A 26,477-nucleotide genomic window follows, 5' to 3' on the forward strand; every position below is an offset into this window, starting at 1 on the left:
TTGGTCAATAGTTTGAGTTGGCTGATTCCCAATGACCAATTAACTAATAAACCAACAAGCTATGCTACGAAACTACATCAAAGTCGCTTTTAGAAACCTGAGAAGAAACAAGCTTTATGCAAGCCTAAACATATTAGGTTTGAGTATAGGTTTAGGTTCATTCTTTATCATCTACCTTTTTCTTCAGAATGAATTGGCATATGACCAGTTTCATGAAAAGAAGGACAGGATTTATAGGGTGGTAACAATTGCTGAAAGCGATTTTGGGGTAGAAAAGGAGGCAGGAATGAGCTATGCTTTTTCTCCTGCCCTTATAGGAAATATTCCTGGGATTGAGGCATTTAGTAGAGTTATACAAAAAAATATTCTTTTCTCATTTAATGAGGGGGATGAAAACATTGACGGTACGGAGACCTTGACAGTAGACCAAGGTTTTTTATATTTTTTCACCATATACTTTATTCACGGATCGGCTCAAACATCACTTCAATCACCTTATTCACTTATTATTGACGAGGCGACCGCATTAAAACATTACGGAACAACGGATGTATTAGGCAAAATCGTAAAATATAATAAAGTCAATTATACCATTGATGCTGTATTTCGTGATCTTCCCAAAAGCTCATCAATCAAAGGCAATATCATAGTACTGAATGAAACTATAAATGCACGTTATGGTGAGGGCAATTGGAGCTGGAGATTAAATAATTTACAGAACTATATACTCTTAAATGATAATACCACACTAAGCGAGTTGGAAAATAAGCTCACAGATCTTTACGTATCAAATAACAAGTGGGCTGCGGGTAAAAAGCTTAGTTTACAACCTATTGCTGATGTTCATTATTCATTAGATGTGAGGGATGAGGTGAAGGAAAAGACTGACCGTCAGTACGTTTCAATTTTTGCATTTGTAGCCATTTTCATTTTAGCTAGCTCCATTTTTAACTACATCAGTTTATCAGTCTCCCAATCTATTGAAAGAGCAAAAGAGATCGGGGTTCGAAAAGTGGCAGGCGCAAGCAGCAAAGAATTGCGCAAACAATTTATAATCGAATCATTATTGCATGTCCTTATCAGCTTTGTGCTCTCCATGATTTTAGTGGAATTACTTATTCCTCAACTAGAGGATTTAGTAGAAAGGAATTTAGGTATCAGCGTTTTAACACAGCCTGTTTTGCTACTCAAAGGAATTGGGTTCTCTTTGGTTATTGCGTTGCTCTGTTCGCTTTACCCAACCTCTTTGAGTACCAGACTAAAAGTGGTGAATATCTTTAAAAAAGGCAAAGGTAGCTTTTCGTCTCAACGATTAATCAACTCCATAAGTGTTTTTCAAATTGTTGTATTCATAGTACTTATTTGTGTTTCTGTTACAGCCAACCGGCAAATGGGTTTTATGCGAAACGAAAACCTAGGTTTTGATAAAGATCATCAATTGGTATTGGAAAACATGCCTTGGAGAACTAGAGAGGTTCACAAGAGTGAGTTGCTAAAACTGCCAGGTGTAATATCGGTCAGTAGTGGTAGCCAGCTCCCTAATGACGTTAGATCTTCGATGGGATTTCCAGAGCTTGATTTTCAATTTAGTTTCTTCGAAATAGACCATGACTTTATTGAGACTATGGGTATGACTCTTTTGAGCGGTCGAGATTTTGTGCTCGAAGATACTGACTCGGCTAAATTGGTTTTGATAAATTCAACTGCCGCAAAGAATTTAGGTTATGATAAAGCAAGTGCTGTGGGTAAAACCATGGGGTCGGGCTCTTCTACGCATAGGATCATTGGCGTAGTGAGTGATTTTCACTTCGCCTCCAAAAAGCAAATCATTGAGCCAGTGATTTTCAAACAGGTGATTGAAGGCTCGCCAAGCAATCAAGTTTTAGTTAAACTAGATGGGGTTAATTGGGCAGCTACTACAAAAAATGTATTGAAATACTACGAAGACATACCTAATCTCTATAAGTACTCTTACTTCTTTTTAGAAGACCAAATCAACTCCCAATACAAACAAGAAAATGTGATGATTACCATGTTAAACACTTTTACGGTAATTGCAGCTTTGGTGGCTTTTATTGGGCTCTTTGGCATTGCTGGTTATTCAGTGAAAAGGAGATTGAAGGAAATGGGGATTCGAAAAGTGCTGGGTGCTGGCTTCTTCAGTATTCAAAAGGTGTTGAATGTTTCAAGTGTATGGAAACTACTGGTTGCTGTGGCTATTGCTGTGCCTGTAGTGGTGTATTGGATGAACAATTGGCTGAGTTCTTTTGCTTATCGCATTGAAATGCCTGTCTTCCTAATCTTCGGAGCCATTGCCGTTGCCTCAATCGTAATTTTCATTACTGTTTCCATTCACAGTATAAAAGCCTATTTGATTAACCCAGTGGAGATATTGAAAGACGAATGAAGCAATGAATTAAGGGATTAATGAAGGAGTGAAAGAAGGTTGGCAGACCGAAGAAGGAAGTCAAAAGCTGGTTTCGTTTTCACTAATGACCAATTAACTAATAAACCAATACGCTATGTTACGGAATTATATAAAATCAGCTTTTACTAACCTAAAACGAAATACGGGTTACACACTGCTTATGATCTTTTCATGGCTTTGGGCATGTATTGCTTTGTGATGGCTGGGCTCTATGTACGCTATGAATATTCCAGAAATCTAAATCACGCCAATGCGGATAGGGTGTATAGGGTGATGCTAGATTATGAGCGATATCATCAATATATATTAGCGGATATGGTAGCAGAAATGCCGAATGTAAGTCCAGATATTGAGGCTGTTAACGTGATTAATTCCTATAACGGAGAAGTTTACTTAAGTAAGGATGATCAATCTTTCATTAGACAAGCAAAGGCTTTTTATACTGACCCCAATGTGTTCGATGTGTTTAGCTTTCCTTTGAAATACGGAAACCCTGAAAATGCTTTGGCTGGTACAGGGAAAATAGTGATTTCAAGCTTTTTGTCAGAAAGTCTATTTCCAAATAAAAACCCAATTGGCAAGGAAATTTTGGTTCATGAAAAAGGAACATTCTTAATTAGCGGAGTGCTTGAAGAAGTGTCTGAATTATCAATATTAAATCCTGGGATCTTCTTTTCAATGGATCAGTTTGTGGCGGACACTAAAGCCAGTGGTAATACAGATGCAATGCTAACGCATGTTTTGTTAAAAGAAGGAGCTGACCTTAATCGTTTTAAAGTGAGCTTGCTTAGGATTGCCCAAACTATGGCGCCTACGGAAGGATTGAAAGGCATATATACTGAAAAACTAGCAGACGCATACTGGGGTAATTCAATCTATGATTATGGTGCGCAGTACTACTCCCTTTTTGGGGCTTCCAAAAAAATGATAAAGACTGTACTGTACGTGAGCATTGGCGTATTGCTTTGTGCCTTTTTGGGTTATGTAGCCATTGCATTGAGTTTATCCTTAAAAAGGGCGAAAGAGGTAGGGATTAGAAAGGTAAACGGTGCAAATGTTAGCACCGTTCGAAGTCAATTCTTAGTTGAATCAGTGGTTTATGCGGCTATATCTTTATTGCTAACGGTTGTGGCTTTGGAAATTTCTGGAAAGTGGGTTTCTGACTTGCTTCAAGTGCCTATTAGTTTGAGGATGGATCAACCTGAAGTGATTATATTCTTAATCACTTTTACACTTATTACAGGTCTTATTGCTGGCCTATATCCTGCATTCATAGTTTCTAAATTGAACCCTGTAAAAGTACTTTCTGGTTTTTCAAGCCCAACGGGTTCTGGCTTTGTTATGAAACGGGTTTTGCTTACAGCGCAATTTGTAATTACCATCTGCTTGGTTTTCGGAGTGTATGTACTTAAGCTTCAGGTTTCCCAAATGGCTCACTTCGATAATGGCTATTCGATTGAAAATATCCTGTCTTTCGACAATACAAATCCAGAAATGAAGAAGAATAGCACAGTGCTTTTAGAGTCGTTGCGCTCAGTTTCTGGAGTTGTAGAAGTAGCCAAAGGGCCATTTCCTCTTAATTTCAATGGGTTTTCTAAAGTGAAGATACAAATGGGGGATAGCCTTATTCAAGATAATCCTTCTAGAATATTTGTATCGGAAAACTTCTTTGAAACTATGGGGATTAAGCTTCTAGAAGGAGGTTCTTTCAATGGAGTATCAGATGAAAACTCTTGCTTAATTAACGAGAGTTTTGCGGCTCAACATGGCTTAGTAAATCCATTAGGAATGACCTTGAATGTTGATGGGAAGCCAAGAACAGTGATTGGCGTAGTGAGTAATTATGCGGATTGGGGTGTAAGTAATCCAACTCCGATGAGCCATGTATTTCTGCCTGCTGTTGATACCAAGTTCCATAGTTATTTATTGAAGATTTCTGACAATAATCAGGCTAGTGTAATGGCGCAGTTGGAAACGGTGTGGAAGAAGTTTGACCCAGTTAAAGACGCACGTATTTTTACTTTAAGGGATAGAGTTAATAATTCCGTTCAGAAGGTATCTAAAATCTCAACGCTCTTTAGCATTTTGGCAGGAGTGGTGCTATTGCTTTCTTTTATGAACCTATTCGGTATGGCCATTATGTTTGCTAATTCCAAGATGAAAGCAGTTAGTATTCGTAAAATTCTAGGGGCAAGTGTTCCTGAATTACTTGGAAGGTTGTCACTTCCTTTTCTTTATAGCCTTATTATCGCTTTACTGATTGCTTTACCTATTGGCTATTATTTGATGGAACAATACCTGCAAGACTATGCGGTAAGGATAAGCCTGAATGCGGGTCAAGGTCTTATCGCAGGAATCTTTATGATTGTACTACTATTTGTGGTTATCGGCTTTAAAATGCTCCAATTCAGTAAAACCAATCCCATTGAAGTGTTGAGGAAGGAGTAGGGAAGCAGGAAGTCCGGTGACGGGAGCCCGCTCTTAACTAATAACCAGTACACCAATAACTCAATAGGGCATAAAAAAAGCGACTATCACTGGTCGCTTTTTTTATGGTATTAGAAATAAGCTTACTTCTTAATGATTTTGATAGCAGGGTCGTTCTTCTTAACACCTGGAGTTCTATTTAAGAATTCATCATACAATCTGATTTGCTGAGAAGTCATTGGTACTTTGTAGCCGTCAATGAACAAGTCAGTAATCTTAGTAGCGGTTTCAAAAGGATCACCAGTAGAAATAAACACGTTTGCTTTCTTACCTACTTCAATAGATCCAATTTGATCAGAAACACCTAGGATCTGAGCTGCATTGATAGTGATTGCTTTTAATGCTTCTTCTTTACCCATTCCGTAAGAAGCCGCAAAGCCTGCATGGTAAGGTAAGTTTCTCACATTTTCAGTATCACCAGTACGCAAGGCTACTTTAACACCTGCCGCACTCATAATTCCTGGGTTTGCATAAGCTGCATCATATTTATCTGATCCACGAGTAGGGATAGCTTGAATAGGCCCAGCAATTACAGGAAGCTTAGATTTAGCAATTTCTTCAGCAACTCTCCAGCCTTCAGAAACACCAGTTAAAACCACTTTCTTATAACCTCTAGTTTTCACCCAGTCAATAGCAGCAAGGATATCCTTTGCAGCGTTTGCTTCGATGAAAAGTTGCATTTCGCCTTTAACCACAGGTACTAATGCTTCGATTTCAGGGTAGTTTCTTACCTCACCTGAGTTTTCGATTTTAGCATAAAGCTCTGCTTTGTCCCAAGCATCGTTTACTGTTTTTAATGCTCTTTCAGTAGCCTTAGCTTGCTCTTCAGGAGATCTTCTTCTGAAACGTCCTCCACCAGCGGTAGAAGGGAAGTTCATAATGATCCCTTTTGCACCAGCAAACATTTGGTCTGGAGTGTAACCGAACAAGTTGATTGCAGCAGCCGTACCTGGTAAAAACCCTCCGCTAGGAGTAGTCCATACTGTAGTAACACCACTTACACGGGTTACAGGAATTACAGCCGAATTAGGGTTTACTGCTGTTAGTGCTTGCATTTGAGGTGTTAAAGCTCCGCTTTCGCTAAAATCTTGAGACACATCAATACTACCTATTTCAGATAAACCCACTTTAGTTCCTGAATCAATCATACCTGGGTAAATCTCTTTACCCTTACAGTCAATTACTTCCGCATCATCTGGAATATTAACATTGGCACCAACTGCTTCGATAATACCGTTGTTGATGATCAAAGTACCGTTTTCAATAATACCGTTGGTTACAGTATAAATTTTGGCATTTGTTAGAGCAAATTTGCCCGCCCGTGCCTTCATTACTTGGTCGTCTTCTTGCCCGAAAGAAAGAAGTGGAACCATTAAAGCAATAATGAGTATTTGGAATATTCTTTTCATAGCTTCTTTCTATTTTTTGTTGGAGAATAATGCCTCGAAGCTTACTACGTTTTCTTCCATGCATCTGTCCTCGTCAAGACGGTTGAAAATGGTGATATTCTCAACAGCCTCTTCAGGGTTAATATAGATACGTTGGTCGGCAACATCAGTAGCTCTATCGAAGTACTTAATGCCATCTACAAAAGTCATTACTGGAATAGCGTAAACAGATAGGGGATGGCCTTCAAAAATCGCGATATCAGCATCTTTACCTACTTCGATTGAACCAACTCTATTGTCGATACCCAATTGTTTGGCAGGGTTTAATGTGATTAAAGAAAGGGCTTCTTCGTCAGTTAAGTCACCATATTTCTGCGTTTTAGCAGCTTCATGGAATAAGTGACGAATCAATTCACCTGAATCAGAGTTGATAGAAGTCAATACACCATTTCTTGTAAGAATGGTAGCATTATATGCTGTAGACCAATATACTTCTAATTTGTATGCCCACCAGTCGGCAAAAACTGAAGCACCTGCTCCAAACGCTGCCAATTCAGAAGCTACTTTATAAGCTTCGTTAGCATGCTGGTAGGTTAGTTTTTTGATACCGAAATCGGAGAATACTTTCATTAACATATAAATCTCATCTGCACGATAAGAATGGCAGTGTACTAAAATTCTACCTTCAAGAATATCCACTAGGGTTTCCATTCTTAAATCATATTCTGGTGCTACTTTTCTTGCATTTTTGTCGGCTTTGTAAGCATCCCATTTAGCTCTATAAGCAATTGCATCGTTAAATGAGTTTCTCAACATAGCTTCAACACCCATACGGCTTGAAGGCTGAATACCACGAGAACGACCACCTCTTGTTGGGTTTTCACCCAAAGCGAACTTAATTGTTCTTGGAGCATCTTCGAACTTCATTTCTTCAGGGTTGGTAGTTCCGTAACGAAGCTTTAGAGTCTCGCTTTCACCACCAATTACGTTAGCCGAACCATGAAGTGCGTGAGTAGAAGTTACACCACCCGCCAATGCTCTATAAATAGAAACATCAAAAGGATCGATAACATCACCCATGTTTACCTCAGCAGTTACCTGACTTGTGCCTTCGTTCACTGCACTAAGGGCAATATGAGAGTGGGCATCAATGATTCCAGGCATTACAAATTTACCTGTAGCATCAATCTCTTGAACTCCGTTTGGAGCTTTAAGATTTTTGCCGATTCTAGAGATCTTGCCATCACGAACCAAAACGTCTGTATTTTCCAAAGTTCCTTTGGTAATAGTCAAAACGGTTGCGTTTTTAATTAGCACATCTCCCTTCTTTACCTGAGCTTTTGAAATAAAGCCAGTAAAGAGAATAAGTGTTAGTATTAAAATATTCTTTTTCATGTTTTCAGATTTTATTGGCCGTCATCTTTAGTAGCAGTTAACGGAGTAGAGAAATTGAATGCTGAAACAGAAACCTCGGCATCGTATTGTTTGCCAGTAACAGTTCCAGTTACAACTAGTTCAACAGACTGACCTCCTGCATCAATTGAGAAAGAAAAGCTAAGAGTACCATTAACAAAGCTCACTTCTTGCATATCGTTATCAGGGCCACCATCATTACTGGTTAGTTTTCCAGTATATTGAGTGCCATCTTTTCCGATGATCATTTTGCCTGTAGTTTCGCCTTGAGGTGTTTCAAAAGTATAAGTCCAAGAACCTACAATTGGGTCGTTTCCAGCAGTCGCTGATCTGTTGCCATTTCCAGCAGCAGTTTTTTCTTTGATTTCGAAGTCATACTTATCTCCATCCACAAACATGAATTTGATTTGTGAATCCTTAGTAAAGAAAGGGGCATTACTTACAATAACGTTTGCGATTTTTCCAGCTTCTACTGTTCCAGCAATTTTATCAATTCCTAAAATGCCAGCAGCATTTGTAGTAAGCGCAGCAAGAGCATCGTTTTCACTCAAACCATTTTCTATCATTGTCAATAGATTAGCCTTTACCTTAGAACTAGTTACATCAAGTGAAGAAAAGCCAAATTTAACTCCCATAGTAGCAAGAGAACCTGCCTGACCTGCGTACTTTTTGTAGAAATCCATTTTTCTGGCTTCTAATCTTTTGGTCTCATCGGTCATCTCGTCTTTCTCTTTTCCTTTGGCTTCTTTCGGAGCATCAGGTAAATCAAGTGATAAGAATACGCCAGTACCATTATCTTTAAACATTTGGCCTAAATCCCATGCTTGCTTTACATTACCCACCATAAGCTTAAAGCCTAGTTCTTTTTGTAATCTCATAGCTCTTTGAACTTCAAGAACACCAGATACATCAAACATCACTGGCTGTTGCTTAGTAACTACAGGAAAGAAAGCCTCAGTTACTCTGTCTCTTTCTGGTCTTTCTATGCCACTTGGGTTTTGAGCATAAGAATCGTAGTGCTTTTTATTGTTTTCAGCATTACGATAAAGGTTTCTGTACTTGGCCATAATGCCCAGTACGTTGCCTGGGTAGGCTCCAGGAGCTCCAGCAAACTGAGTGAACATAGATACATCTTTTGACAAAATTAGGTCGTCAGCATGTTTCTTGTCTCCTAACTTGTCTCCTAAAAGGATGATAGAACCCGCACCAGGAAGCATTCTGCCAAAAGGCACAGAATGAGAGATGGCAAATCCTTCTTTTCTCATAGAACCAATAGTATTGCTTTCAATATCTAACTGGTCTAAAAGGCTATGCTCAGGCGTTATTCCTGCATAGTCGTTTGGAGGATCTGGGCTGAAGAGATTATTTGGGCGTGGCATGTTTTCAGGACGTTTTGCCCCTGTATTTGCCAAGCCATCAATAAAAGCGGCATAAACAAACATGTCTTTGCCATCGATTACTTGAGCATTTTTAGGTACCGTTACATTGGTTCCTACGGCTTCAATAAGGCCATTTTTTATCACTACGGTAGCTCCTTTCAACTCCTTACCTGGTGCTTGTATTACCGTAGCATTGGTAATAGCAAAGGTTCGAGTTACAGCCGACTCTCCAGTAGGGTCACTTTGGGCATTTAAGCCAATTGTGCATACTGTTAGCAGCATAAGGAAAACCGCGCGAATGGTTTTCGTAAGTAGTAGTTTCATTCTTAGCGCTTTGAATTGTTGAAAATTAAAAAGTGTAATATATAAGAATGTATGGCTGTTTTCAAAGCCAAATATAAGAGCGGTAAGAATCGGATTCGGGTAAGCTAAGAATTAGTAAAATTCAATAATTTATTTGTTATTAGAGAAAGGTGTTAAAATCTTCACTCAGCGCTTTCGAATGGGAAAGAAGATAGCCAGAGCCATTTCATTTAAGATTTAGGAAATTGATTAACAAACCATCGATAGGATTTTTGTCTAAGATATCGAGCCAGCTCTTGACGGGGCTGTTTTTTATATTAGGCTTTTTTCTGTCGGCTGCTAAAGGCTTTGGGCAATCTACCGCGCCAGAAGAATCATTATTAGATGAGTTAGACTCTTTATACAATTCTCTCTATGCTTTTGATTATGAGAAATTCTTACAAGAGCATGGAAGCTATGATGCTTTTAGAGATATTATTGGTAGGTACTCTCAAGAGGCAGAAGCCATCCAATCGGAGCAAGCTTACTTTAAAGCTAAAAACATTCTATACATCTTTTATAGATATCAAAGCGACCCTTTGATTCCATTCTCTATTTTAGATGAAACGATTGAAAAAGCTAGAATAATGGAGTTGCCTGAGTATGAGGCTGATTTTTTATACAAGATGGGGTCTCAGTATTCAAGGTATGGTCAATATGATTCTGCCTTAGCAAATTATGAAAGGGCTCTTGACATTGCTGAATTAAACAACTTCTATAATATTCGAGGAGCAACAATTAACGCTATTGCCATTCTTTATAGTAGAATTTTAGATTACCCTAAAGCGCTTATTTATTATCGTAAATCCTTGGAGTACTTTAGTCAAAACGATGTAATTGATAGCTTGGAAATAGCAGGAGGGTTCGGAAATCTTGCAGATGTATATAGTCGATTGGGCGTTGGGGACAGTACTTTGTATTATTCAAGAAAGGAATACGAAATAGCGATAAGGCTAGAGTTTCCTGGAGAACTTCGTCAGGCATTAAAAGGATTAACTGCAGGCAGTTATTTAACAGGTAGGTTTAAGGAAGCTATCAGCTATTCTGATTCTCTTTTAAGCATAACGGAAGGAACAAGTTCTGAGGGCTATATGAAAGACGCTTACCTCTATAGATCGAAAAGTTGGTATGCTCTCGGAAATACTAAACAAGCTTTTGAAGATGCCGCAACTGCCATAGAAATGGCAGATAGATTTAAAAACCTGAAAAGTAAAATATACGCTTACGAATGGTTAATTGAATTAGAGAAAAAGAGCGATAGGTTTAAAGAAGCACTGGAACTACTAATGGTGAAAAATGACCTTGTAGATAGCTTAGAAATGGCCGAAAATGATCGCAAAATCGATGTTTTAGCCTTGAGTCATGAGTTAACAATACGTGAAAATAGTATTGCTGCTTTAAGAGAAATTAAGCGATTGAACGAGCAAGAACTCTATTTTAAAAACATCATAATTGCGCTATCTACATTGGTGTTTCTGTTTTCATTCGGGTCCATTGTATTGTTTTACAAACGCAGAGTGCAAACTCAAAAAATCTTAGCTCAAAATGCTGAAAGCAAGTTGTTATTAACTCAGTTAAACCCTCATTTTATATTTAATGCGCTTACTTCAATTCAGTTTTATTTAATGAACGAAGCGTCTAAAGAGAAGGCGTTGGACTACCTAGCTTCATTTGCGCTGCTAATGCGAAAGGTTTTGGAAGGTAGTCGAAGAACATACATTAGCATTGAAGATGAAATATCTGCACTTACCTATTACTTGGAATTACAGAAGGTAAGGTTTGACAATAGTTTCGATTACACTATATCGGTAGATGTTTCTGGTGAAGCTTCTGAAATTATGATTCCTCCAATGTTTGCTCAACCTTTTATTGAAAACTCTTTAGAACATGGAATATTTAAGATGGACAATGGTCTCATAGAAGTATCATTTACCCAAAAAGGAGAAAAGATAATCATTGTTATTGATGACAATGGTGTTGGCGTAGGAGAGGCAATCCAAAGAAAACGAGATCATCAGTCAATGGCATCGGATATTACCAATGAACGAATTATGCTTATTAAAAAACTTTATAAGCAAAGAGTAAGTTTTAGCATAAAAAATAGGCTCGACCCCAGTGGGAAAACACTAGGAACACGAGTGGTCTTAGAATTACCAATTACCCCAAATATTGTATGAGATGCGTTATAATTGACGATGAGAAGAATGTAATTGAGATAATCAAAAAACTACTGACAATTCATTGCCCTCATGTAGAAATCGTTGGAGAAGCTACAAGCTGTAGGCTAGGAGAACTATTGATTACAGAAAAGAGACCAGACCTTGTGTTCATTGACATTGAGCTGACAGATGGGACTGGTATTGATCTTATAAGAAAGCTCAATCTTGATGATCTGAATGTCGTATTTATTACAGCCCATAACAAATACGCGATAGATGCATTTGAACTTAGCGCACTTGATTTTTTACTAAAACCAATCTCTGTAAAGGCTTTGACTGAGGCCGTATCTAAGTGTGAACGAATATTAAAAGCAGGGATGCTTCAAATGCAAATGCGAGTGTTATTAGACAGCCTTAAAAATAGCTCTAGCCCACCCGTTAAAATTGTTTTAAGCGATCAAAACAGCCTTCATTTTGTTAAAGTAGATGATATTATGTGGTGTACGGCAGAAGGAAGTTACACTAGATTTAAACTGATTGACAACAGCGAAATACTGGTATCAAAAAATCTAAAAACGTATGAGTCAATACTAAATGAGTCTTTCTTTAGCAGAATTCACCATTCATACCTTGTGAACATTAATCATATTAAAAGGTATGACAAAAATGATGGCGGAGTGGTAATCATGTCGAATAATGAAAGCCTACCCGTTTCAATACGAAAAAAGGACAGCTTATTGATCAAGCTTAGAATTTGGGGTGAAACACAGATTTGAATCAATCATCTACAGATATAAGAAGATAGCCAACAGATATAAAAGCATCTAAAATTAAAGAATTTCAATCTCTACATTTAATTAGTAATACCGATGATTAAAAAGACTATTGCCTTATAAGAAGCATAGAATTTTTAGTCAGGTAGAACAGAGTGTTGTTTAGTTACAACAAACTATTCTGCATCAACTGAATTATTGGTGCAGGTTAAATAGTAGAGTCGGAGAGGTTCAGAAACGGAGTATTCACTTTAAGTTTCTGCTTAATTAAGAAGGGCTGTGAGGGGCCCTTCTTTTTATTTTACTGCCAACTTACTTAGGGTCAAGAATTTTATTGATCCTGTCCAACAAGTCATCTAAATGGACAGAGCTAGCTCTATCTGTAAATTTACTTTTATTGCTTTTGATTTCTTGTTGCAAAGTTTTCAATTCAGATTTCACTACAGGTCGAATATCAGATTGCGAAACATTTACTTGTCTGGCCTGGAATGAATTCGAGTCGGTTGTCATTAATGACTCAAGTCTTTCTACAAATGATCTTTGCAGGTTTCTACGATAAGTATCAATGGCTTGACCAGCAGTAAGCTCAGAAAACAGACCTTTTCTCATATCACCAAAAAGTTGATAAATGGTATAGGTGTTTCTACCTTTAAAAGCTTCTGCCTCAATAAGTCTTTGCGCTCTTGTAGGGTCGAGTACAGAGTTTAAGAAAGACGATTGTGTAGCACTCACACGATTTACAGCACCGTAATTCTCAAGCCTTCTAAGTAAATCCTCATCAAGAAGCCATTCTGGCGTACTGAAAGCGTATTTCTGCATCCAATCCATTGCTTCCTTTTGATACGCCTCTGGCACTACATTAAATACAGCACCCGATTGATCAGTTGATTTTAAATCTTCTGTAATACCACCAATCACAGTAGTAACATGACCAGTAAAGCGTCTCCATTGACCAATGATTTCACCATAGATTTCATTAGTTTCAGTATAGTCTTCACCCGCAGTGGTTGTCCATTTTAAAAGATTAGGAACCACTTTCTTCAAGTTCTCCATTCCATACATACTTGCTTTTACGGCATTATCACCCAAATCTTCAGTTTGTGCTTCTGGGTTGCTTCCATTACTGCTCCCAAAACGATACATTCTGTCATTTGCTTTTTCCATAATCCAGCTATCCAATGTGCTCGACTCGGCTTGCGGTGTGTTGGCAGAAGGAATAACTCTATAACCCCAGTTAATGGAATACTTGTCGTAAGGACCAATTTTACGGATAAAACGGCTTACACCATCACCAGGCTGTGCTATGTAGTTCACACGTGCGTAATCCATAATGGTAGGGGCTACACCATACTCTTGCGTGAACTCAGGATTTCTTAGTTTTTCAACTGGGTAAGCCGAACTTGCTTTCATGTTATGAGGTAAACCCAGGGCATGACCTATTTCATGAGCAATTACCGCTCTCATCATTTCTCCAATTTCATCTTCAGGAACATCAAGACTTCTGGCCAAAGGGTTGGCAGCACCTGTCTGAATCATGTACCAGTTTCGATATGATCTCAAATGGTTATGGAACCATACAATGTCACTCTCAATAATTTCACCAGTTCTTGGGTCGGCAGTGCTTGGCCCAACCGCATTTCTTGTCATACTAGCTACATAGCGTACTGTCGAATAGCGAGCGTCTTCTGGCGACCAATCTGGGTCTTCTTCTTTGCTTGGGGGATCTTTAGCAATAATGGCGTTTTTAAATCCAGCGGCTTCAAAAGCTACTTGCCAATCTTCAATTCCAAGCTTAAACCATTTCACGAATCTTTCTGGAGTGGCTGGGTCTAAGTAATAAACAATGGGTTTAACAGGTTCAACCAATTCACCACGAGCATAAGCAGCTGGGTCTTTTGGCTCTAATCTCCATCTTTTCAAGAAGGTCTGCTGATCGCCTTTTAGTTTTAGTGAACTATAGTTGATATTGCTTTGAGTAAACCAACCAACACGCTCATCGGCCAATCTAGGCATCATCTTGTTCTCAGGTAGTTTAATCATCGACTGACTTACTTCCACTGTCATTGACCCCAACTCAGAATTTGAAGGTGGCCTTCCAGCATCGTAGGTCATTACCTGACGTACTTCTACATTGATAGGGAAACTCTTTACAGAAGATAAGTAACTCTTTTCCGTATCGAGCCTACGAACCTGAAACTGGGTTCGCATTCCATTACTTATTGCACTAATGGCTTTTGTGTCTTGAGTAAAGAATTTGCTTACATCAACTAAATAAGCTTCAGAATCATCAGGTTGCCCTTCGATCTTGAAAGAACCAATAATAGGCGATAGGTTGTTATCGGCTACAGATTTAGAAATAGCATCCGTTGTGTCGGCCACATTGTTGAATGAAATTGATCTAAGTAAGATATTTTCGTTTACCTTTTCCCATTTCACTACTTGTTCGCTCATCTTCCAGCCGCTACCAATAAAGCCTCCGAAATTTTCAGGCACCGCAACAACTCTGGTGACCCAAAGCATGTCTTTTCCCAATTCAGACTTAGGAATTTCAAACATTACCTTGTCATCCTTCTGATAAAGCTTAAACAGCCCTTCATCTTCATTAAGTCCTTTTACAAGGTCCGAATAGCTTTTTTCCTTTTTCTCTGGTTTGGTTTCAGGAGTTGTTTGTTCCGTAGTAGTATTGTTATTTTTTCTTTGCGCATGAAGCGCGGTGGGCAACGTGCCAATTGTAGCCAAAGACAATGCTAGGATTGCCGAACTTCTTAATTTCAATTTCATAATAAAGTGGTTAAATGAATTTTCGACCAATTAGTAAATGAACGTCCAATGTGATAATTCTGGAACTTTTATTTAATACAAAGGGTAAATGGTTATGTTAGTGGTCACAGACAAAATTCAAATGAATAGGTATTGGGAATTGGCGAAAGAATCGTACAGCGGATATGCTAATTATATCTGGAATGAAATCACCTTTCAGTATGATTATAAGCCTCTTTGGCAAAATTATTTTTGGGGATTAATTCTGGTATCGTTGTTCTTTTTTGTTTGGGAATGGACAAGACCTTGGAGAAAGGATCAACCTAAGTTTAGAAAAGACTTTTGGCTCGATGCCTTTTATATGTTTTTCAACTTCTTCTTATTTTCTCTTATTGTTTTCAATGCCCTTTCCGATGTTTTTGTAAACCTGTTCAACGACTTTTTAGGCATTTTCGGACTTACAAACGTAGTTGCCCTTAAGATTGAAACTTGGCCTAAAATAGCTCAGCTTTTTATGCTGTTCATTATCCGAGATTTTATCCAGTGGTGGGTGCATAGGCTCTTACACGCTTCACCAAGACTTTGGGAGTTTCATAAGGTACATCATTCGGTAGAGCAAATGGGTTTTGCTGCCCATTTGCGTTACCATTGGATGGAAACCATTGTTTATAGAACCATTGAATATTTGCCTTTGGCCATGATTGGTTTCGGAATTGATGACTTCTTCTTTGTTCATATGTTTACTTTGGCCGTGGGGCATTGGAACCACGCAAACATCAATGTTCGTTTGGGGGTTTTAAAATATATTTTCAACAATCCTAACATGCACATGTGGCATCATGCGCATGATTTACCAGAAGAAAGAAGAACTGGAGTTAATTTTGGATTGACCTTAAGTCTGTGGGATTACCTTTTTAGAACGGCCTATATTCCACATAGCGGCAAAGATATAAAGTTGGGTTTTCCAGGAGTAAAGAAATTCCCAAAGGGCTTTTTTCAACAGGTTTCGCATGGTTTTAAGCGAAATGATCCTTCTGACCCAAGGTAGTTGTCTCAAAACGAAACACTATCACTACTGTCAATTAACTGTCTTTATTGAATTTTTTTACCCCAATTAAATCAATTTTCCATTTTTTTGGTTTATCATGTCGAGGACAACGCTATGAACAAACAAATCATTCGAAACGCCCAAGACGAGATTTTCTATGAAGCAAACCTCGATCAAGAAAACGGTTGGATATACATCAACTGGATTGGAGACATTGAACTGGAAGATGTTAAAAGAGGTACTCAAGCTTATTTAGATTTATTGGCCATATCTGGCTGTAGAAAGCTACTGAACGACAACAGTTTGCTCACCAGTAATTTTCTAGAGATTAATGAATGGATAGAGGCTAATGTAGTGCCTGTAGCCGTTCAGTCAGGCTTACGCTATATGGCCCATATACTCTCTCCCAAATTTATTGCACGCTTTTCAGCCATAGATTTAGGTCTTAGAATGAAACCCGTTGAATTTCATGCGTTTAAAGAAATAGGAAAAGCAGAAAAGTGGCTTAAGAGTAAGGAGTAAATTTTATTATTAAATCAAAGCAGAGGCAAAACCTATTTACGGCACATCATAATTGTCAGACATCAAGTTCTATACTCACCTTCCCGTTCAAAAGAGCACCATCAGCCAGCTTTTGTCGAACGATACATTGTTCTCACCCTGTCCGCCCGATTGGGTTGTAATTACCACAGATATAAAGAATTCTACCAGCAGTATTAAGAATGGTAAGCATCAGCTTGTCAACCTTATTGCCACCGGGAGTATTATTGCAGGGCTAAATATTGCCTATAAAGCTAGTATTGATATCCCATTTTTCTTTGGTGGTGACGGAGCCGCTATGCTTGTTCCTTTCAGTTTGAAGGAGGACATTTTGAATGCCTTATACGAACACAAACAGAATACAAAAAAGAGTTTTGATTTAGACTTACGCGTAGGTTCAATGCCTGTTTCTGAAATCTATGAAAACGATCATAAGATAATGATCGCCAAAGCTCAAATCACCAAAATGTTGATATCGCCCGTAATCGTTGGTTCGGGTTTACACTATGCTGAAGAAGTGCTAAAGGCCAATCTTAACCCTTTAAACTCAGGCACCAATCCTTTAGGATACTTATCGCTTGAAGGCATGAACTGTAGATGGAATGAAATAAAGGCCCCTAATTTAGAAAATGAGATACTCAGCCTTTTAGTGGATGTGGTTAAACCAGAAGAACAACATTCGGTAATGTCTAAAGTAATGCTAGAAATAGAAGGTATTTATGGAGACATAGAAAAGCGAAGCCCTATTTCATTAGCAAAGCTCAATTTGAATCCAGCCTTTACAAAGCTACAAGAGGAAATTAGGGTAAAGTTGGGGCAGAAGAACTTCTTTAGAACCCTTTCAGCTTCTTTCATGACTTTGATAGGGAAGTTTTACTTGCCAAACTCTAAGAAAGGAAAGAACTATTTAACAAAAATGGTCGAATCCTCAGATACATTGGTAATTGATGGTCGAATTAATACCGTAATATCAGGTACAGCCAACCAGTGTGAATCACTCATTTCTGCTTTGGTTAAAATGGAGAATGAGGGTCAAATTTACTTTGGCTATCACATTACAAGCGCTTCTATTCTTTCTTGTTATGTTAGAAATATGGAGGCCGATCATATCCATTTTGTGGATGGTCTTGGGGGAGGTTACACTCAAGCCTCTAAAATGCTGAAAAGTAAATATCAAAAAGAGCTTTAATCCGTTTGGAAGTGCTTCCTTTTTTAGACATTTTCAAATCAAATTTTTAATCATGAGATCACACGAAATAGATTATGAATTGCATGGCGATGACATGCAGATGGTAGAAATAGAACTTGATCCGCAAGAAACAGTAATTGCCGAAGCGGGTGCAATGAACTGGATGGAAGAAGATATTGATTTTCAGGCCAAAATGGGAGATGGGTCAGAACCTGACAATGGAATTTTAGGGAAGTTACTAAGTGTTGGTAAAAGGGTATTGACTGGTGAGTCCATTTTTATGACTCATTTTACTAACATGGGCTACGCCAAGCGTAAAGTAACTTTTGCCGCACCATACCCCGGTAAAATCATACCTATTGATTTAAATGAGATAGGTCAAGGTATTATCTGTCAGAAAGATGCATTTCTGTGTGCCGCTATGGGAACAAACGTTTCAATAGCCTTTAATAGAAAGTTAGGGGCTGGTTTTTTTGGAGGCGAAGGTTTTATACTTCAGAAGCTTCAAGGAGACGGTATGGCCTTCTTACATGCGGGTGGAACAGTTGTAAAACGTCAATTGAATGGAGAAACCCTTCGGGTGGATACGGGTTGTATTGTCGCTTTTTCCCCTGGAATTGATTATGATATTCAAAGGGCTGGAAATCTTAAGTCTATGTTTTTTGGAGGCGAAGGTTTATTCCTGGCCACACTTAGGGGTACAGGAACTGTTTATTTACAAAGCTTACCATTCTCTAGACTTGCCGATAGAATTATTCAGCATGCACCAAGAGCAGGAGGTTCTTCAAAAGGAGAGGGCTCTATTTTGGGCGGCCTAGGAAGAATAATTGATGGCGACAGGTAAGGAAAAAGGCCTTAAGTAGAAAATTCTGCTTAAGGCCTTTTCAAAATTAAACCCTCCGTTTTTGCTTAGCTAATAATCAAAATAGGGATACTTACTTTATGGCGAACTGCATCTAAGGTAGTTCCGAAAACCAAATCTTTAAGGCCTTTATGGCCGTGAGCACCCATCACAAGCATGTCGATGTTGCTTTCTTTGACAATTTTAACAATCTCTGTTGGAGCGCTTCCAAACCCAATTTTCTGTTCTGTTTTATAACCTAAGCTTTCCAATGTTTTCTGATATTGCTTGAGGTTATCAATGTCCAGCTGGGTTTCATTATCTAAAGTGTTCTTACCCAAATAGCGCGCAGCAGCACTTTCTACCACATGTATGAAAATATAAGTGGCCGATTTGCCCCCTTGCTTCAATGCATTTTGAATTATGATTTGATCGTTTCCAGAGAAATCGATTGTAATACCAATGTGTTTGTATTCAATGATTTTTCCTTCTGAAAAATCCTCAGCTTGACCATGAGGCAATTGGTTTGTTTCTACAATATCCTCGATTTTGTTTCTGTTCAGGAAGGGGTGGATAAACACATATACCAATAGCGCAAGACAAGCCACGGCAAGAGGGATGACAATCGTATAAATATAGATTTGATTATCGCCAGAGTTTTGAGCCCAAGAGCTTATTTCATCAATAACAAGGGTAATGTTTAGGTAAACAATTATGCCTGCAATTAGCCAAGCAAGTGCTTTTACCCAAGGTTTGATGGCAAATTCTCCCATCATCTTTTTACTCGAATTAAAATGAATGAGAGGAATAACAGCAAAACCTAACTGCAGACTCAATACTACCTGACTTAGGATTAAGAGGCTGCCTAAAGCTTCTTCTCCAAAATAGATAATGGTAAATAATGCGGGTGCAATGGCTAATAAACGGGTAATCAATCGCCTGAGCCACGGTTGAATCCTAAGGTTCAAATGACCTTCCATTACGATTTGACCAGCCAATGTGCCTGTAATTGTAGAGCTTTGGCCAGCGGCAATTAAGGCAATTGCGAAGAACGTTGGGGCAATACTACCAAACAGGTTTTCTAGTAGGATAGAGGCATCCTGAATTTCGGCTACATTATAAAAACCGTTGGTATAGAAGGCAGCAGCGGCCAGAATTAAAATGGCAGCGTTAACGAAAAACGCCATGTTCAACGCAATAACGGTATCAATAAAGTTGTATTTAATGGCCTTTTTTAGCCCCTGAAAAGAACGGTCAATTTTTCGGGTTTGTACCAAAGAAGAATGTAGGTACAGATTGTGAGGCATTACGGTAGCCCCAATAATTCCGATAGCAAGGTATAAAGCATTTCCGCCTAGGTCTGAAGGAACAAAACCCTTTACCACATCGCCATAAACAGGCGCCACAACAATCATTTGTATTACAAAAGAAACACCTATGATAAAAATCAATGAAATGATGAATACTTCCATGATCCGCATTCCTTTCTTTAATAAAAAGAGGAGTAAGAAGGTATCTAAAGCTGTAATGCTTACCCCCCAGATTAGAGGCAAATCGAATAATAAACTTAGTCCAATGGCCATACCTACAATCTCGGCCAGATCACAAGCTGCAATGGCTATTTCCGCTAAAATGTAAAGTGGAATGTTTGCCCATTTTGGATAGGCATGCTTTGATGCTTGAGCTAAGTCTAGTCCTTTAACAATTCCTAAGCGAGCACTTAAAGATTGTAGCAGCAGGGCCATTATATTCGACATAAGCAATACCCAAATTAGCTTATAGCCAAATTCAGAGCCTCCAGCAATATCGGTAGCCCAGTTTCCTGGATCCATGTAGCCAACACTTACCAAGTAAGCGGGGCCTAAAAATGCCAAGACTTTTCTCCAGCCTTTTTTATCGGTTCGTACGGTAGAGTGGACTTCGCTTAACGATTCTGATTTCATATATCGGTCAAGTATATTTTAATTCTCTAATATCTCAAGCATTTGCTGAGTATTTAAATATTGAAAATAGCGAGCGGTAGCCTCAAAGTTTTCATTTAACAAAACCATTGCAGGCAATGAAAAAGGCTTTCCTTTTCTACTGGCCATCATTAGAGGAATTTCATGGACAGATTTTCGCTTTTTGGCATTCTTATTCTTGAATTCGGTATTACCAAAAACAATGGTATCCTCCGATTCAATATCCATTTTTACTACATAATAGTCTTTATTTATACGCTTAATAATGGCCTCGTCTTTAAATGCTGTACGATCCATTTTGTGACAATAGGTACACCAGTCGGCATAAAAGTAGACAAACACTTTTTTCGGATTAGTTTTGAGTGAGTCTTCCAGTTGTTCAAAATTGAGCCAGTTTATTTCATTTGTTTGTTGGGCGTAGAGCCCATCATGGCTAGCTGTAAGCATGCTTAACCAAAGCAAAATAGTTGTTAATATGTTAAATGTCTGCTTTGCCATATTCAACTAGTTCGACTTCACTTTTAATCCGAAGAAGAAGGTACGTGGTAAACTTGGGCCATAGACGTAGTTACTGTCCCTATTTTTACCAAAATCAAAGTCATTTTGGTAAGCATCAAATACATTCTTTATTCCTCCAAAGAATTCAAGACCAGTTTTGATTTTTGGTAGATCAACGGTATGACCAATTCTTATCCCCAACTCTGTAAAAGTAGGAGAGGTGTAATATCTGTCCTCAGTATTACCGGTGTTTTGTCCTCCAAAATGAGCAAGCTCCATGGTGCCAGTATAAACTAGATTCCCACTCAAAGACCAATTTTTCACTGGAGTGTAGGTAAGTGTAGCGTAACCGTAACTGTTGGGTGTTCTTAAAAACTCACGTTTTGAAGCTAAGCCCTCAATGTTTTCAACGGGCGAAGTAAACAAACTAGATTGTAAGGTATATCCAGCATCAATTTCAAATATATAATCAAAATTAGCCCTAGCCTCTAATGTAACTCCGCGCACCGTGGCACCCTCTCCATTTCTTTTTTCAAAACGCTCACCAAAAGCATCTGTACCTAATGGAGAAAGGAAAAAGGCATCTTTCAGATTGGTATAAAACCCTTCTAAGGTAAAACCTGCAATAAAGTGTTCTGTAGCTTTGTCGTAATTAAATGAGGCAGTCAAACTATTAGATCGCTCTTCTTTTAAGTCATCTGAAAGGGAAATTCGAGAAATTCCTCCTCCAGCAAAAGCAATATGCAAGTCAGTGTCAAAAGCTTGTGGGGCTCTAAATCCAGTTCCCCAACCTAATCTAATTTGAGCTGTTGGCTGTAGTTTATAAAGAAGTGACAAACGAGGGCTAAAAACGGTTTGATCCATTAGATTGTGTTTGTCGAGCCTAAAACCAGCAAGCAGGTTGAGTTTAGCACTAACATCCCAATCGTGTTGAACAAAAGTTCCTATGTTTCTTGTGGTTTGATTGATAAGGTAATTGTAGGCTTCAATCTCGTCATACACTTTATCGTGAACATATTCTGCCCCAATGGTCAAAACCGCATTTCCACCTAAGAATTCATCAAACCTATTATTCATTTGAAAGCCTCCTTGATGAGTAACCACATCTGAAACACCATAGGGTGGATTGGCAAGGAAATCGTCTAATTCTTGACCGCCATCTGGAATTATGCCAGTATAGTGTTGGCGGTCTGTTTTTTGCCCACCATAATAGAAAATGAGTGAGTTCTTATTTTCGTTGAAATTCACTTGATAGTCGAGGCTACCCATAAAAACATTGTGCGTTCTTTCTTCTGACTGTTGAGCCAAATGGGCTGGCTTTTCTACCATTTCTCCACCAAAGCGATATTCATTGATGCTACTTAGGCTTATAGAAAACTTTTGGTTTTCAGTAGGCAAATAGAAAAGGTTAGTTCCGAAGGATGTGTTTTTTAACTCGGGTGCTTCTGAAAAATTATCGCCATTTGCGTCAAAAGCTTGTCTGGTTCTGTTGTTTACAAAAAAGGTTGCTCCCGCATTTTCTTCTTCATTTATTAAAGTTCCGTTTCCAGAAAGGATGTTGTCTGCGGCTTTTCCATCTATACTTTGAAAGGTATTGGTGATGGAGTAGTCATTTCGATCTGGGATTTTGGTGATTACATTCACTGTACCACCAATAGCACTTGAACCATAGAGGGCCGAAACACCTCCTCTTACTACTTCAATTCGCTCAATCATGTTGGCAGGAATTTGCTCCATTCCATAAAGCCCAGTTAGCGGACTGAATATTGGCCTTCCGTTAATAAGTATTTGGGAATAGCCACCCTGTAAGCCGTTCATTCTTAGTTGGGTATAGTTACAAGTCTGACAGTCTGTTTCTACACGCAAGCCTGGCTGAAAACGTAAGCCTTCCGATAGATTTGTAGCTACCACTCTGTCCAGTTCCTTACTGTCCATCAAATTGACGATTACGGGTGTGTTAACTCTTCTTTTTGCAGTTCTTGTTCCTGTAACTACTACTTCGTTCAGGTTCAATTTACTTTCTGTTAAAACCACATCCAGACTAAGGTCTTTTCCAGTAATTATTTCGATAGGCTGATTGTAGTTCTGAAAACCAACAGAACTTACTGCAAGTGTATATTTACCAACTGGAATTTTCTCCAATTGAAATTTACCTCTGGCATCTGTACTCGTTCCTATGTCGGTTCCTACTAAAATTACTGTGGCGTATGGAAGTATATCATGCTGGTCGCGAACAACGCCAGAAACTTTACCTGATTGAGCATAAGAAGTGGAGAACAAGCAAATTCCGATCAGCGTAAATAATAAATTATGTTTCATTGGCACTAAATGTAGGGTGTTCGATTTTATTAATTCGAATTACAAAACTAATATGTTAGATTGATCTAACAAATGAGTTCTGAACAAATTTTATACTTTTGTTCGAGTGATTTGAAAAAGGTATGGCTTCGCAAACTGAAGAAAACTATCTAAAGGCGCTATACGCGCTGTCTGTTGGGAAAATTGAGGTCAATCTTTCCGAACTGAGTGCTGCATTAAAAGTGAGTAACCCTACGGTAAACAGTATGGTGAAAAACCTTAAAAGTCAGGGTTTTGTGAGGTACGAAAAATATAAACCGCTTTCACTTACAGAAAAGGGAAGAAAGGCCGCAGCTTTAATTGTTCGGAAACATCGACTTACTGAGATGTACTTGGTTGAAAAAATGGGTTTTGGTTGGGAAGAAGTTCATGAGATTGCTGAGCAACTGGAACACATTAATTCTCCGATTTTCTTTGATAGAATGGATGAGATCATGGACCATCCATTGGTAGATCCGCATGGCTCACCTATACCAGATAAACAAGGAAATATTTCGGAAGCTCAATATGAACCTTTGAGCAAATTTACTTCTGGAAGAAGAGTAAGGCTTACCGCTCTTGCGCATTCATCTAAAGAGTTTCTAAAATTCTTGAACAGTCGAGAACTCAGTTTAGGAACCGAAATAGAAATAAAATCTATCGAATCTTACGATGGAAGCATGGTTTTAAGCTATCAAAACCATGCTTCTGAAACTTTTACACAGGCTGTGTGCGAAAGTCTTTTAGTAGAAAGGATTAGCTAAGCTTTGCTTTTCAGTTATTTAACCTGATTACTAGTTATGTAATAATTACGATCTACCTCAACAGTCTGAACTACACTGTCAAACTTTTTAGTCTGCGCTTTTGTCGATGGCTTTACCCTTACCTTTTTGCCATTCACTATAATATCAAGCGGCATATCAAACCCACTAACACCTTTCTTCCATTGGTATCTAAGTTGGCTTCCTTCGATACTATATTCAAACTCAGGAATTTTAGTATCTCTTAAATATTGGTCAAAGACTTTCGACAAGTCTGTTCCTGCCTCTTTAGAGATGTAATTTTCAATTTGCGCTGTGGTTACGGTTTGGTGGTAGAATTCTTTATTCAAGCCTCTTAATATGCCTCTCCATTTTTCATCATTGTCAATAATGGTTCTGATGTTGTGGAGCATATTGGCTCCTTTGTAGTACATGTCGCTTGAACCAGAAGAGTTTACATTATAGGCTCCAATAATAGGTCTATCGTTTGCTATATTTTTACGGATGCCAATCACATATTCTTGGCTCGCTTCCTTTCCAAAATGATAATCAACATATATGTTTTCTGAATAGGAGGTAAAGCTTTCGTGAATCCACATGTCGGCTATGTCTTTATAAGTTATGTTGTTGGCAAACCATTCGTGACCAGACTCATGAATAATTATAAAGTCAAACTTCAATCCCCAACCACTTCCGCTTACATCACGCCCTAAATATCCATTTGCGTATTTATTGCCGTAGGTTACCGAACTTTGGTGTTCCATACCCAAATAGGGTACTTCTACCAACTTATAGCTGTCTTCATAGAAAGGGTAAGGACCAAACCAATGCTCAAAGGCTTCTAGCATAAGTGAGGCTTGCTTAAACTGTTCTTTGGCTTTACCTAAGTTTTCGCGAAGCACATAATAATCACAGTCTAAAGCTCCTTTTTCTCCATTGTAAACTTCAGAGAAGTGAACATAGTCGCCAATGTTCATATTCACTCCGTAATTGTTAATTGGGTTTTCTACAAACCAATTATAGGTTTTGGTTTTATCTGCATTTTGATCTACTGATCTTAATCTACCATTTGAAACATTCATTAAATGTTCTGGCACTGTAATACTGATTAGCATACTGTCCACTTCGTCATACATGTGGTCTTTGTTTGGCCACCAAAGACTAGCGCCATCGCCTTGACAACTGGTAGCAATAAAGTCCAAGCCATTGCTGTCTTTCTTCCAGGTTACACCTCCGCTCCAAGGCGGGTTTTTACTGATTACTGGGTTGCCTTCAAACTCAATCAATACCTCATTCACGCTATTTTTTACCTGATTTTTTGGTAATTCTAAAAACCAAGCATTGCCATCTTGTACAAATTTTACATTCACTCCATCTTGACTCACTTTGGTGATTCGCATTGGAGCCTGCAAGTCTATTTGCATACGCTGATCACTCTTTAAAACCTTATACTGAACCAAGTTTGAGCCCTTTAGGTGCTTCTTGTCAATGTCGGTTTTAATCGATAGGTGATAGTAGGTCAAGTCCCACCAAGCGCGCTCAGGAGTAATACTTCCACGAAGGCTATCTTGATGTGTAAATTGTTTTTGTTGCGCACTTAGTGCAGTGCATATAAATAGAGCAAGGAAGGCGTATGTAAGTTTCATAGCTTAAATTTGGACTTAAATTAAAGATTATTTGGCCTTATCATCCATTAATTTTATAAATCTACATTCTCAGTTAAGAGGAAGAATTTAATGTACACGAACGGAAATAAGGTTGGCAGTTATAAATGTTGATGTTATATCACCGCTCTTTGGAACGTGTTTATCCATGTTTTGTGTTGCATCGTTATTGGAATAAAAAACCTTAATATCGGGCCATATGCTTACTTTATTTGAAACTAAACTTCACGAAAACTTAATCAATAAAAAGTACTCTAGGATTACTTATTTCAATGATTTTAAAGAGTTTACTGTAGTGGAAACGATAATCAAAGAAATTGCGAATTCAGAAAGCGGTGTTCACATTGTTCTAAACTCTGGAGATGTAATTCCTCTTGAAAAAATCGTGAGTTTAGATGGGCAATATGCTGAACATTATAAGGATATTGAAGATTTTACTTGCGACTGCTAGCGTTATGTAACCTATGTTACAAAGCCATGTCATTTCTTCTAACTTTGGTTACTTTTGT

18 protein-coding genes are annotated in these 26,477 nt (G+C 38.4%); 10 read left to right on the forward strand and 8 right to left on the reverse strand.

Translation table 11 applies throughout. The features are described from left to right. Positions 1 to 61: 61 nt before the first annotated feature. Both AAC026_RS14720 and AAC026_RS14725 read left to right on the forward strand, forming a co-directional pair. On the forward strand, positions 62 to 2,407 hold the full coding sequence (locus tag AAC026_RS14720) for an ABC transporter permease (RefSeq protein WP_339699509.1): 2,346 nt from the start codon (positions 62 to 64) through the stop codon (positions 2,405 to 2,407). Positions 2,408 to 2,599: 192 nt separating this feature from the next. Continuing rightward, entirely contained in the window at positions 2,600 to 4,876 is a 2,277-nt protein-coding gene (locus AAC026_RS14725; protein WP_339699512.1) for an ABC transporter permease, read from the forward strand. 122 nt (positions 4,877 to 4,998) lie between these two features. Here the strand turns inward: AAC026_RS14725 and AAC026_RS14730 are convergent, their stop codons facing one another. Genes AAC026_RS14730 through AAC026_RS14740 form a run of 3 tightly spaced genes read right to left on the reverse strand, consistent with a single transcriptional unit; the run spans position 4,999 to position 9,419 of the window. Next, entirely contained in the window at positions 4,999 to 6,324 is a 1,326-nt protein-coding gene (locus AAC026_RS14730; RefSeq protein WP_339699515.1) for an amidohydrolase family protein, read from the reverse strand. 9 nt (positions 6,325 to 6,333) lie between these two features. Next, positions 6,334 to 7,698: an amidohydrolase gene (locus AAC026_RS14735; protein WP_339607960.1), complete on the reverse strand. Its 1,365-nt coding sequence runs from the start codon at positions 7,696 to 7,698 to the stop codon at positions 6,334 to 6,336. A gap of 11 nt (positions 7,699 to 7,709) precedes the next feature. Next, complete coding sequence (locus tag AAC026_RS14740) at positions 7,710 to 9,419, reverse strand: amidohydrolase family protein (protein WP_339699518.1); 1,710 nt, start codon at positions 9,417 to 9,419, stop codon at positions 7,710 to 7,712. 251 nt (positions 9,420 to 9,670) lie between these two features. Between AAC026_RS14740 and AAC026_RS14745 the strand changes: the two genes are divergently transcribed. Next, the gene (locus tag AAC026_RS14745) at positions 9,671 to 11,614 is read left to right on the forward strand and encodes a histidine kinase (protein WP_339699520.1); all 1,944 of its coding nucleotides are present in this window, start codon (positions 9,671 to 9,673) and stop codon (positions 11,612 to 11,614) included. Then, positions 11,611 to 12,372 (forward strand): LytTR family DNA-binding domain-containing protein, encoded by a 762-nt coding sequence (locus AAC026_RS14750; protein ID WP_339699523.1) that lies wholly within the window; start codon positions 11,611 to 11,613, stop codon positions 12,370 to 12,372. Before AAC026_RS14745 ends, AAC026_RS14750 begins: the two co-directional genes overlap by 4 nt. 309 nt (positions 12,373 to 12,681) lie before the next feature. Here AAC026_RS14750 and AAC026_RS14755 read toward each other — a convergent pair whose 3' ends face one another. Then, positions 12,682 to 15,150, reverse strand: coding sequence for a zinc-dependent metalloprotease (locus AAC026_RS14755; protein ID WP_339699525.1), 2,469 nt, complete (start codon positions 15,148 to 15,150; stop codon positions 12,682 to 12,684). A 121-nt stretch (positions 15,151 to 15,271) separates the two neighbouring features. Between AAC026_RS14755 and AAC026_RS14760 the strand changes: the two genes are divergently transcribed. The 4 genes from AAC026_RS14760 to AAC026_RS14775 all read left to right on the forward strand — a co-directional run bounded on the left by AAC026_RS14760 (position 15,272) and on the right by AAC026_RS14775 (position 18,750). Then, positions 15,272 to 16,177 (forward strand): sterol desaturase family protein, encoded by a 906-nt coding sequence (locus tag AAC026_RS14760; RefSeq protein ID WP_339609830.1) that lies wholly within the window; start codon positions 15,272 to 15,274, stop codon positions 16,175 to 16,177. Positions 16,178 to 16,291: 114 nt separating this feature from the next. Further along, positions 16,292 to 16,699 carry a hypothetical protein gene (locus AAC026_RS14765; protein ID WP_339699530.1) on the forward strand — a complete coding sequence of 136 codons (408 nt, stop codon included), beginning with the start codon at positions 16,292 to 16,294 and terminating at the stop codon, positions 16,697 to 16,699. A gap of 52 nt (positions 16,700 to 16,751) precedes the next feature. Further along, the gene (locus AAC026_RS14770; RefSeq protein ID WP_339699533.1) at positions 16,752 to 17,906 is read left to right on the forward strand and encodes a DUF3095 family protein; all 1,155 of its coding nucleotides are present in this window, start codon (positions 16,752 to 16,754) and stop codon (positions 17,904 to 17,906) included. Between the two features lie 52 nt (positions 17,907 to 17,958). Beyond that, complete coding sequence (locus AAC026_RS14775; RefSeq protein WP_339608518.1) at positions 17,959 to 18,750, forward strand: TIGR00266 family protein; 792 nt, start codon at positions 17,959 to 17,961, stop codon at positions 18,748 to 18,750. A 65-nt stretch (positions 18,751 to 18,815) separates the two neighbouring features. Here AAC026_RS14775 and AAC026_RS14780 read toward each other — a convergent pair whose 3' ends face one another. From AAC026_RS14780 to AAC026_RS14790, 3 genes are read right to left on the reverse strand one after another with little or no spacing between them, the layout of a single operon-like run. Then, positions 18,816 to 20,690 (reverse strand): Nramp family divalent metal transporter, encoded by a 1,875-nt coding sequence (locus AAC026_RS14780; RefSeq protein ID WP_339699536.1) that lies wholly within the window; start codon positions 20,688 to 20,690, stop codon positions 18,816 to 18,818. An 18-nt stretch (positions 20,691 to 20,708) separates the two neighbouring features. Then, positions 20,709 to 21,206: a thioredoxin family protein gene (locus AAC026_RS14785; RefSeq protein ID WP_339699539.1), complete on the reverse strand. Its 498-nt coding sequence runs from the start codon at positions 21,204 to 21,206 to the stop codon at positions 20,709 to 20,711. Positions 21,207 to 21,212: 6 nt separating this feature from the next. Beyond that, complete coding sequence (locus AAC026_RS14790; RefSeq protein WP_339699542.1) at positions 21,213 to 23,525, reverse strand: TonB-dependent receptor; 2,313 nt, start codon at positions 23,523 to 23,525, stop codon at positions 21,213 to 21,215. 122 nt (positions 23,526 to 23,647) lie between these two features. Between AAC026_RS14790 and AAC026_RS14795 the strand changes: the two genes are divergently transcribed. Next, the gene (locus AAC026_RS14795; protein WP_339608514.1) at positions 23,648 to 24,307 is read left to right on the forward strand and encodes a metal-dependent transcriptional regulator; all 660 of its coding nucleotides are present in this window, start codon (positions 23,648 to 23,650) and stop codon (positions 24,305 to 24,307) included. A gap of 14 nt (positions 24,308 to 24,321) precedes the next feature. Here AAC026_RS14795 and AAC026_RS14800 read toward each other — a convergent pair whose 3' ends face one another. After that, on the reverse strand, positions 24,322 to 25,950 hold the full coding sequence (locus AAC026_RS14800; protein WP_339699545.1) for a M1 family metallopeptidase: 1,629 nt from the start codon (positions 25,948 to 25,950) through the stop codon (positions 24,322 to 24,324). 217 nt (positions 25,951 to 26,167) lie between these two features. Between AAC026_RS14800 and AAC026_RS14805 the strand changes: the two genes are divergently transcribed. Continuing rightward, positions 26,168 to 26,419, forward strand: coding sequence for a hypothetical protein (locus tag AAC026_RS14805; RefSeq protein WP_339699548.1), 252 nt, complete (start codon positions 26,168 to 26,170; stop codon positions 26,417 to 26,419). Positions 26,420 to 26,477 lie beyond the last annotated feature (58 nt).

It is taken from the genome of uncultured Roseivirga sp., from assembly GCF_963973945.1.
Taxonomy (GTDB): Bacteria; Bacteroidota; Bacteroidia; order Cytophagales; family Cyclobacteriaceae; genus Roseivirga.

Coding starts and splice junctions, on each gene's coding strand:
- AAC026_RS14720 (WP_339699509.1), top strand. CDS start 62: ATGCTACGAAACTACATCAAAGTCGCTTTTAGAAACCTGAGAAGAAAC.
- AAC026_RS14785 (WP_339699539.1), bottom strand. CDS start 21,206: ATGGCAAAGCAGACATTTAACATATTAACAACTATTTTGCTTTGGTTA.
- AAC026_RS14725 (WP_339699512.1), top strand. CDS start 2,600: ATGGCTTTGGGCATGTATTGCTTTGTGATGGCTGGGCTCTATGTACGC.
- AAC026_RS14750 (WP_339699523.1), top strand. CDS start 11,611: ATGAGATGCGTTATAATTGACGATGAGAAGAATGTAATTGAGATAATC.
- AAC026_RS14790 (WP_339699542.1), bottom strand. CDS start 23,525: ATGAAACATAATTTATTATTTACGCTGATCGGAATTTGCTTGTTCTCC.
- AAC026_RS14765 (WP_339699530.1), top strand. CDS start 16,292: ATGAACAAACAAATCATTCGAAACGCCCAAGACGAGATTTTCTATGAA.
- AAC026_RS14730 (WP_339699515.1), bottom strand. CDS start 6,324: ATGAAAAGAATATTCCAAATACTCATTATTGCTTTAATGGTTCCACTT.
- AAC026_RS14775 (WP_339608518.1), top strand. CDS start 17,959: ATGAGATCACACGAAATAGATTATGAATTGCATGGCGATGACATGCAG.
- AAC026_RS14795 (WP_339608514.1), top strand. CDS start 23,648: ATGGCTTCGCAAACTGAAGAAAACTATCTAAAGGCGCTATACGCGCTG.
- AAC026_RS14740 (WP_339699518.1), bottom strand. CDS start 9,419: ATGAAACTACTACTTACGAAAACCATTCGCGCGGTTTTCCTTATGCTG.
- AAC026_RS14800 (WP_339699545.1), bottom strand. CDS start 25,950: ATGAAACTTACATACGCCTTCCTTGCTCTATTTATATGCACTGCACTA.
- AAC026_RS14755 (WP_339699525.1), bottom strand. CDS start 15,150: ATGAAATTGAAATTAAGAAGTTCGGCAATCCTAGCATTGTCTTTGGCT.
- AAC026_RS14805 (WP_339699548.1), top strand. CDS start 26,168: ATGCTTACTTTATTTGAAACTAAACTTCACGAAAACTTAATCAATAAA.
- AAC026_RS14780 (WP_339699536.1), bottom strand. CDS start 20,690: ATGAAATCAGAATCGTTAAGCGAAGTCCACTCTACCGTACGAACCGAT.
- AAC026_RS14760 (WP_339609830.1), top strand. CDS start 15,272: ATGAATAGGTATTGGGAATTGGCGAAAGAATCGTACAGCGGATATGCT.
- AAC026_RS14735 (WP_339607960.1), bottom strand. CDS start 7,698: ATGAAAAAGAATATTTTAATACTAACACTTATTCTCTTTACTGGCTTT.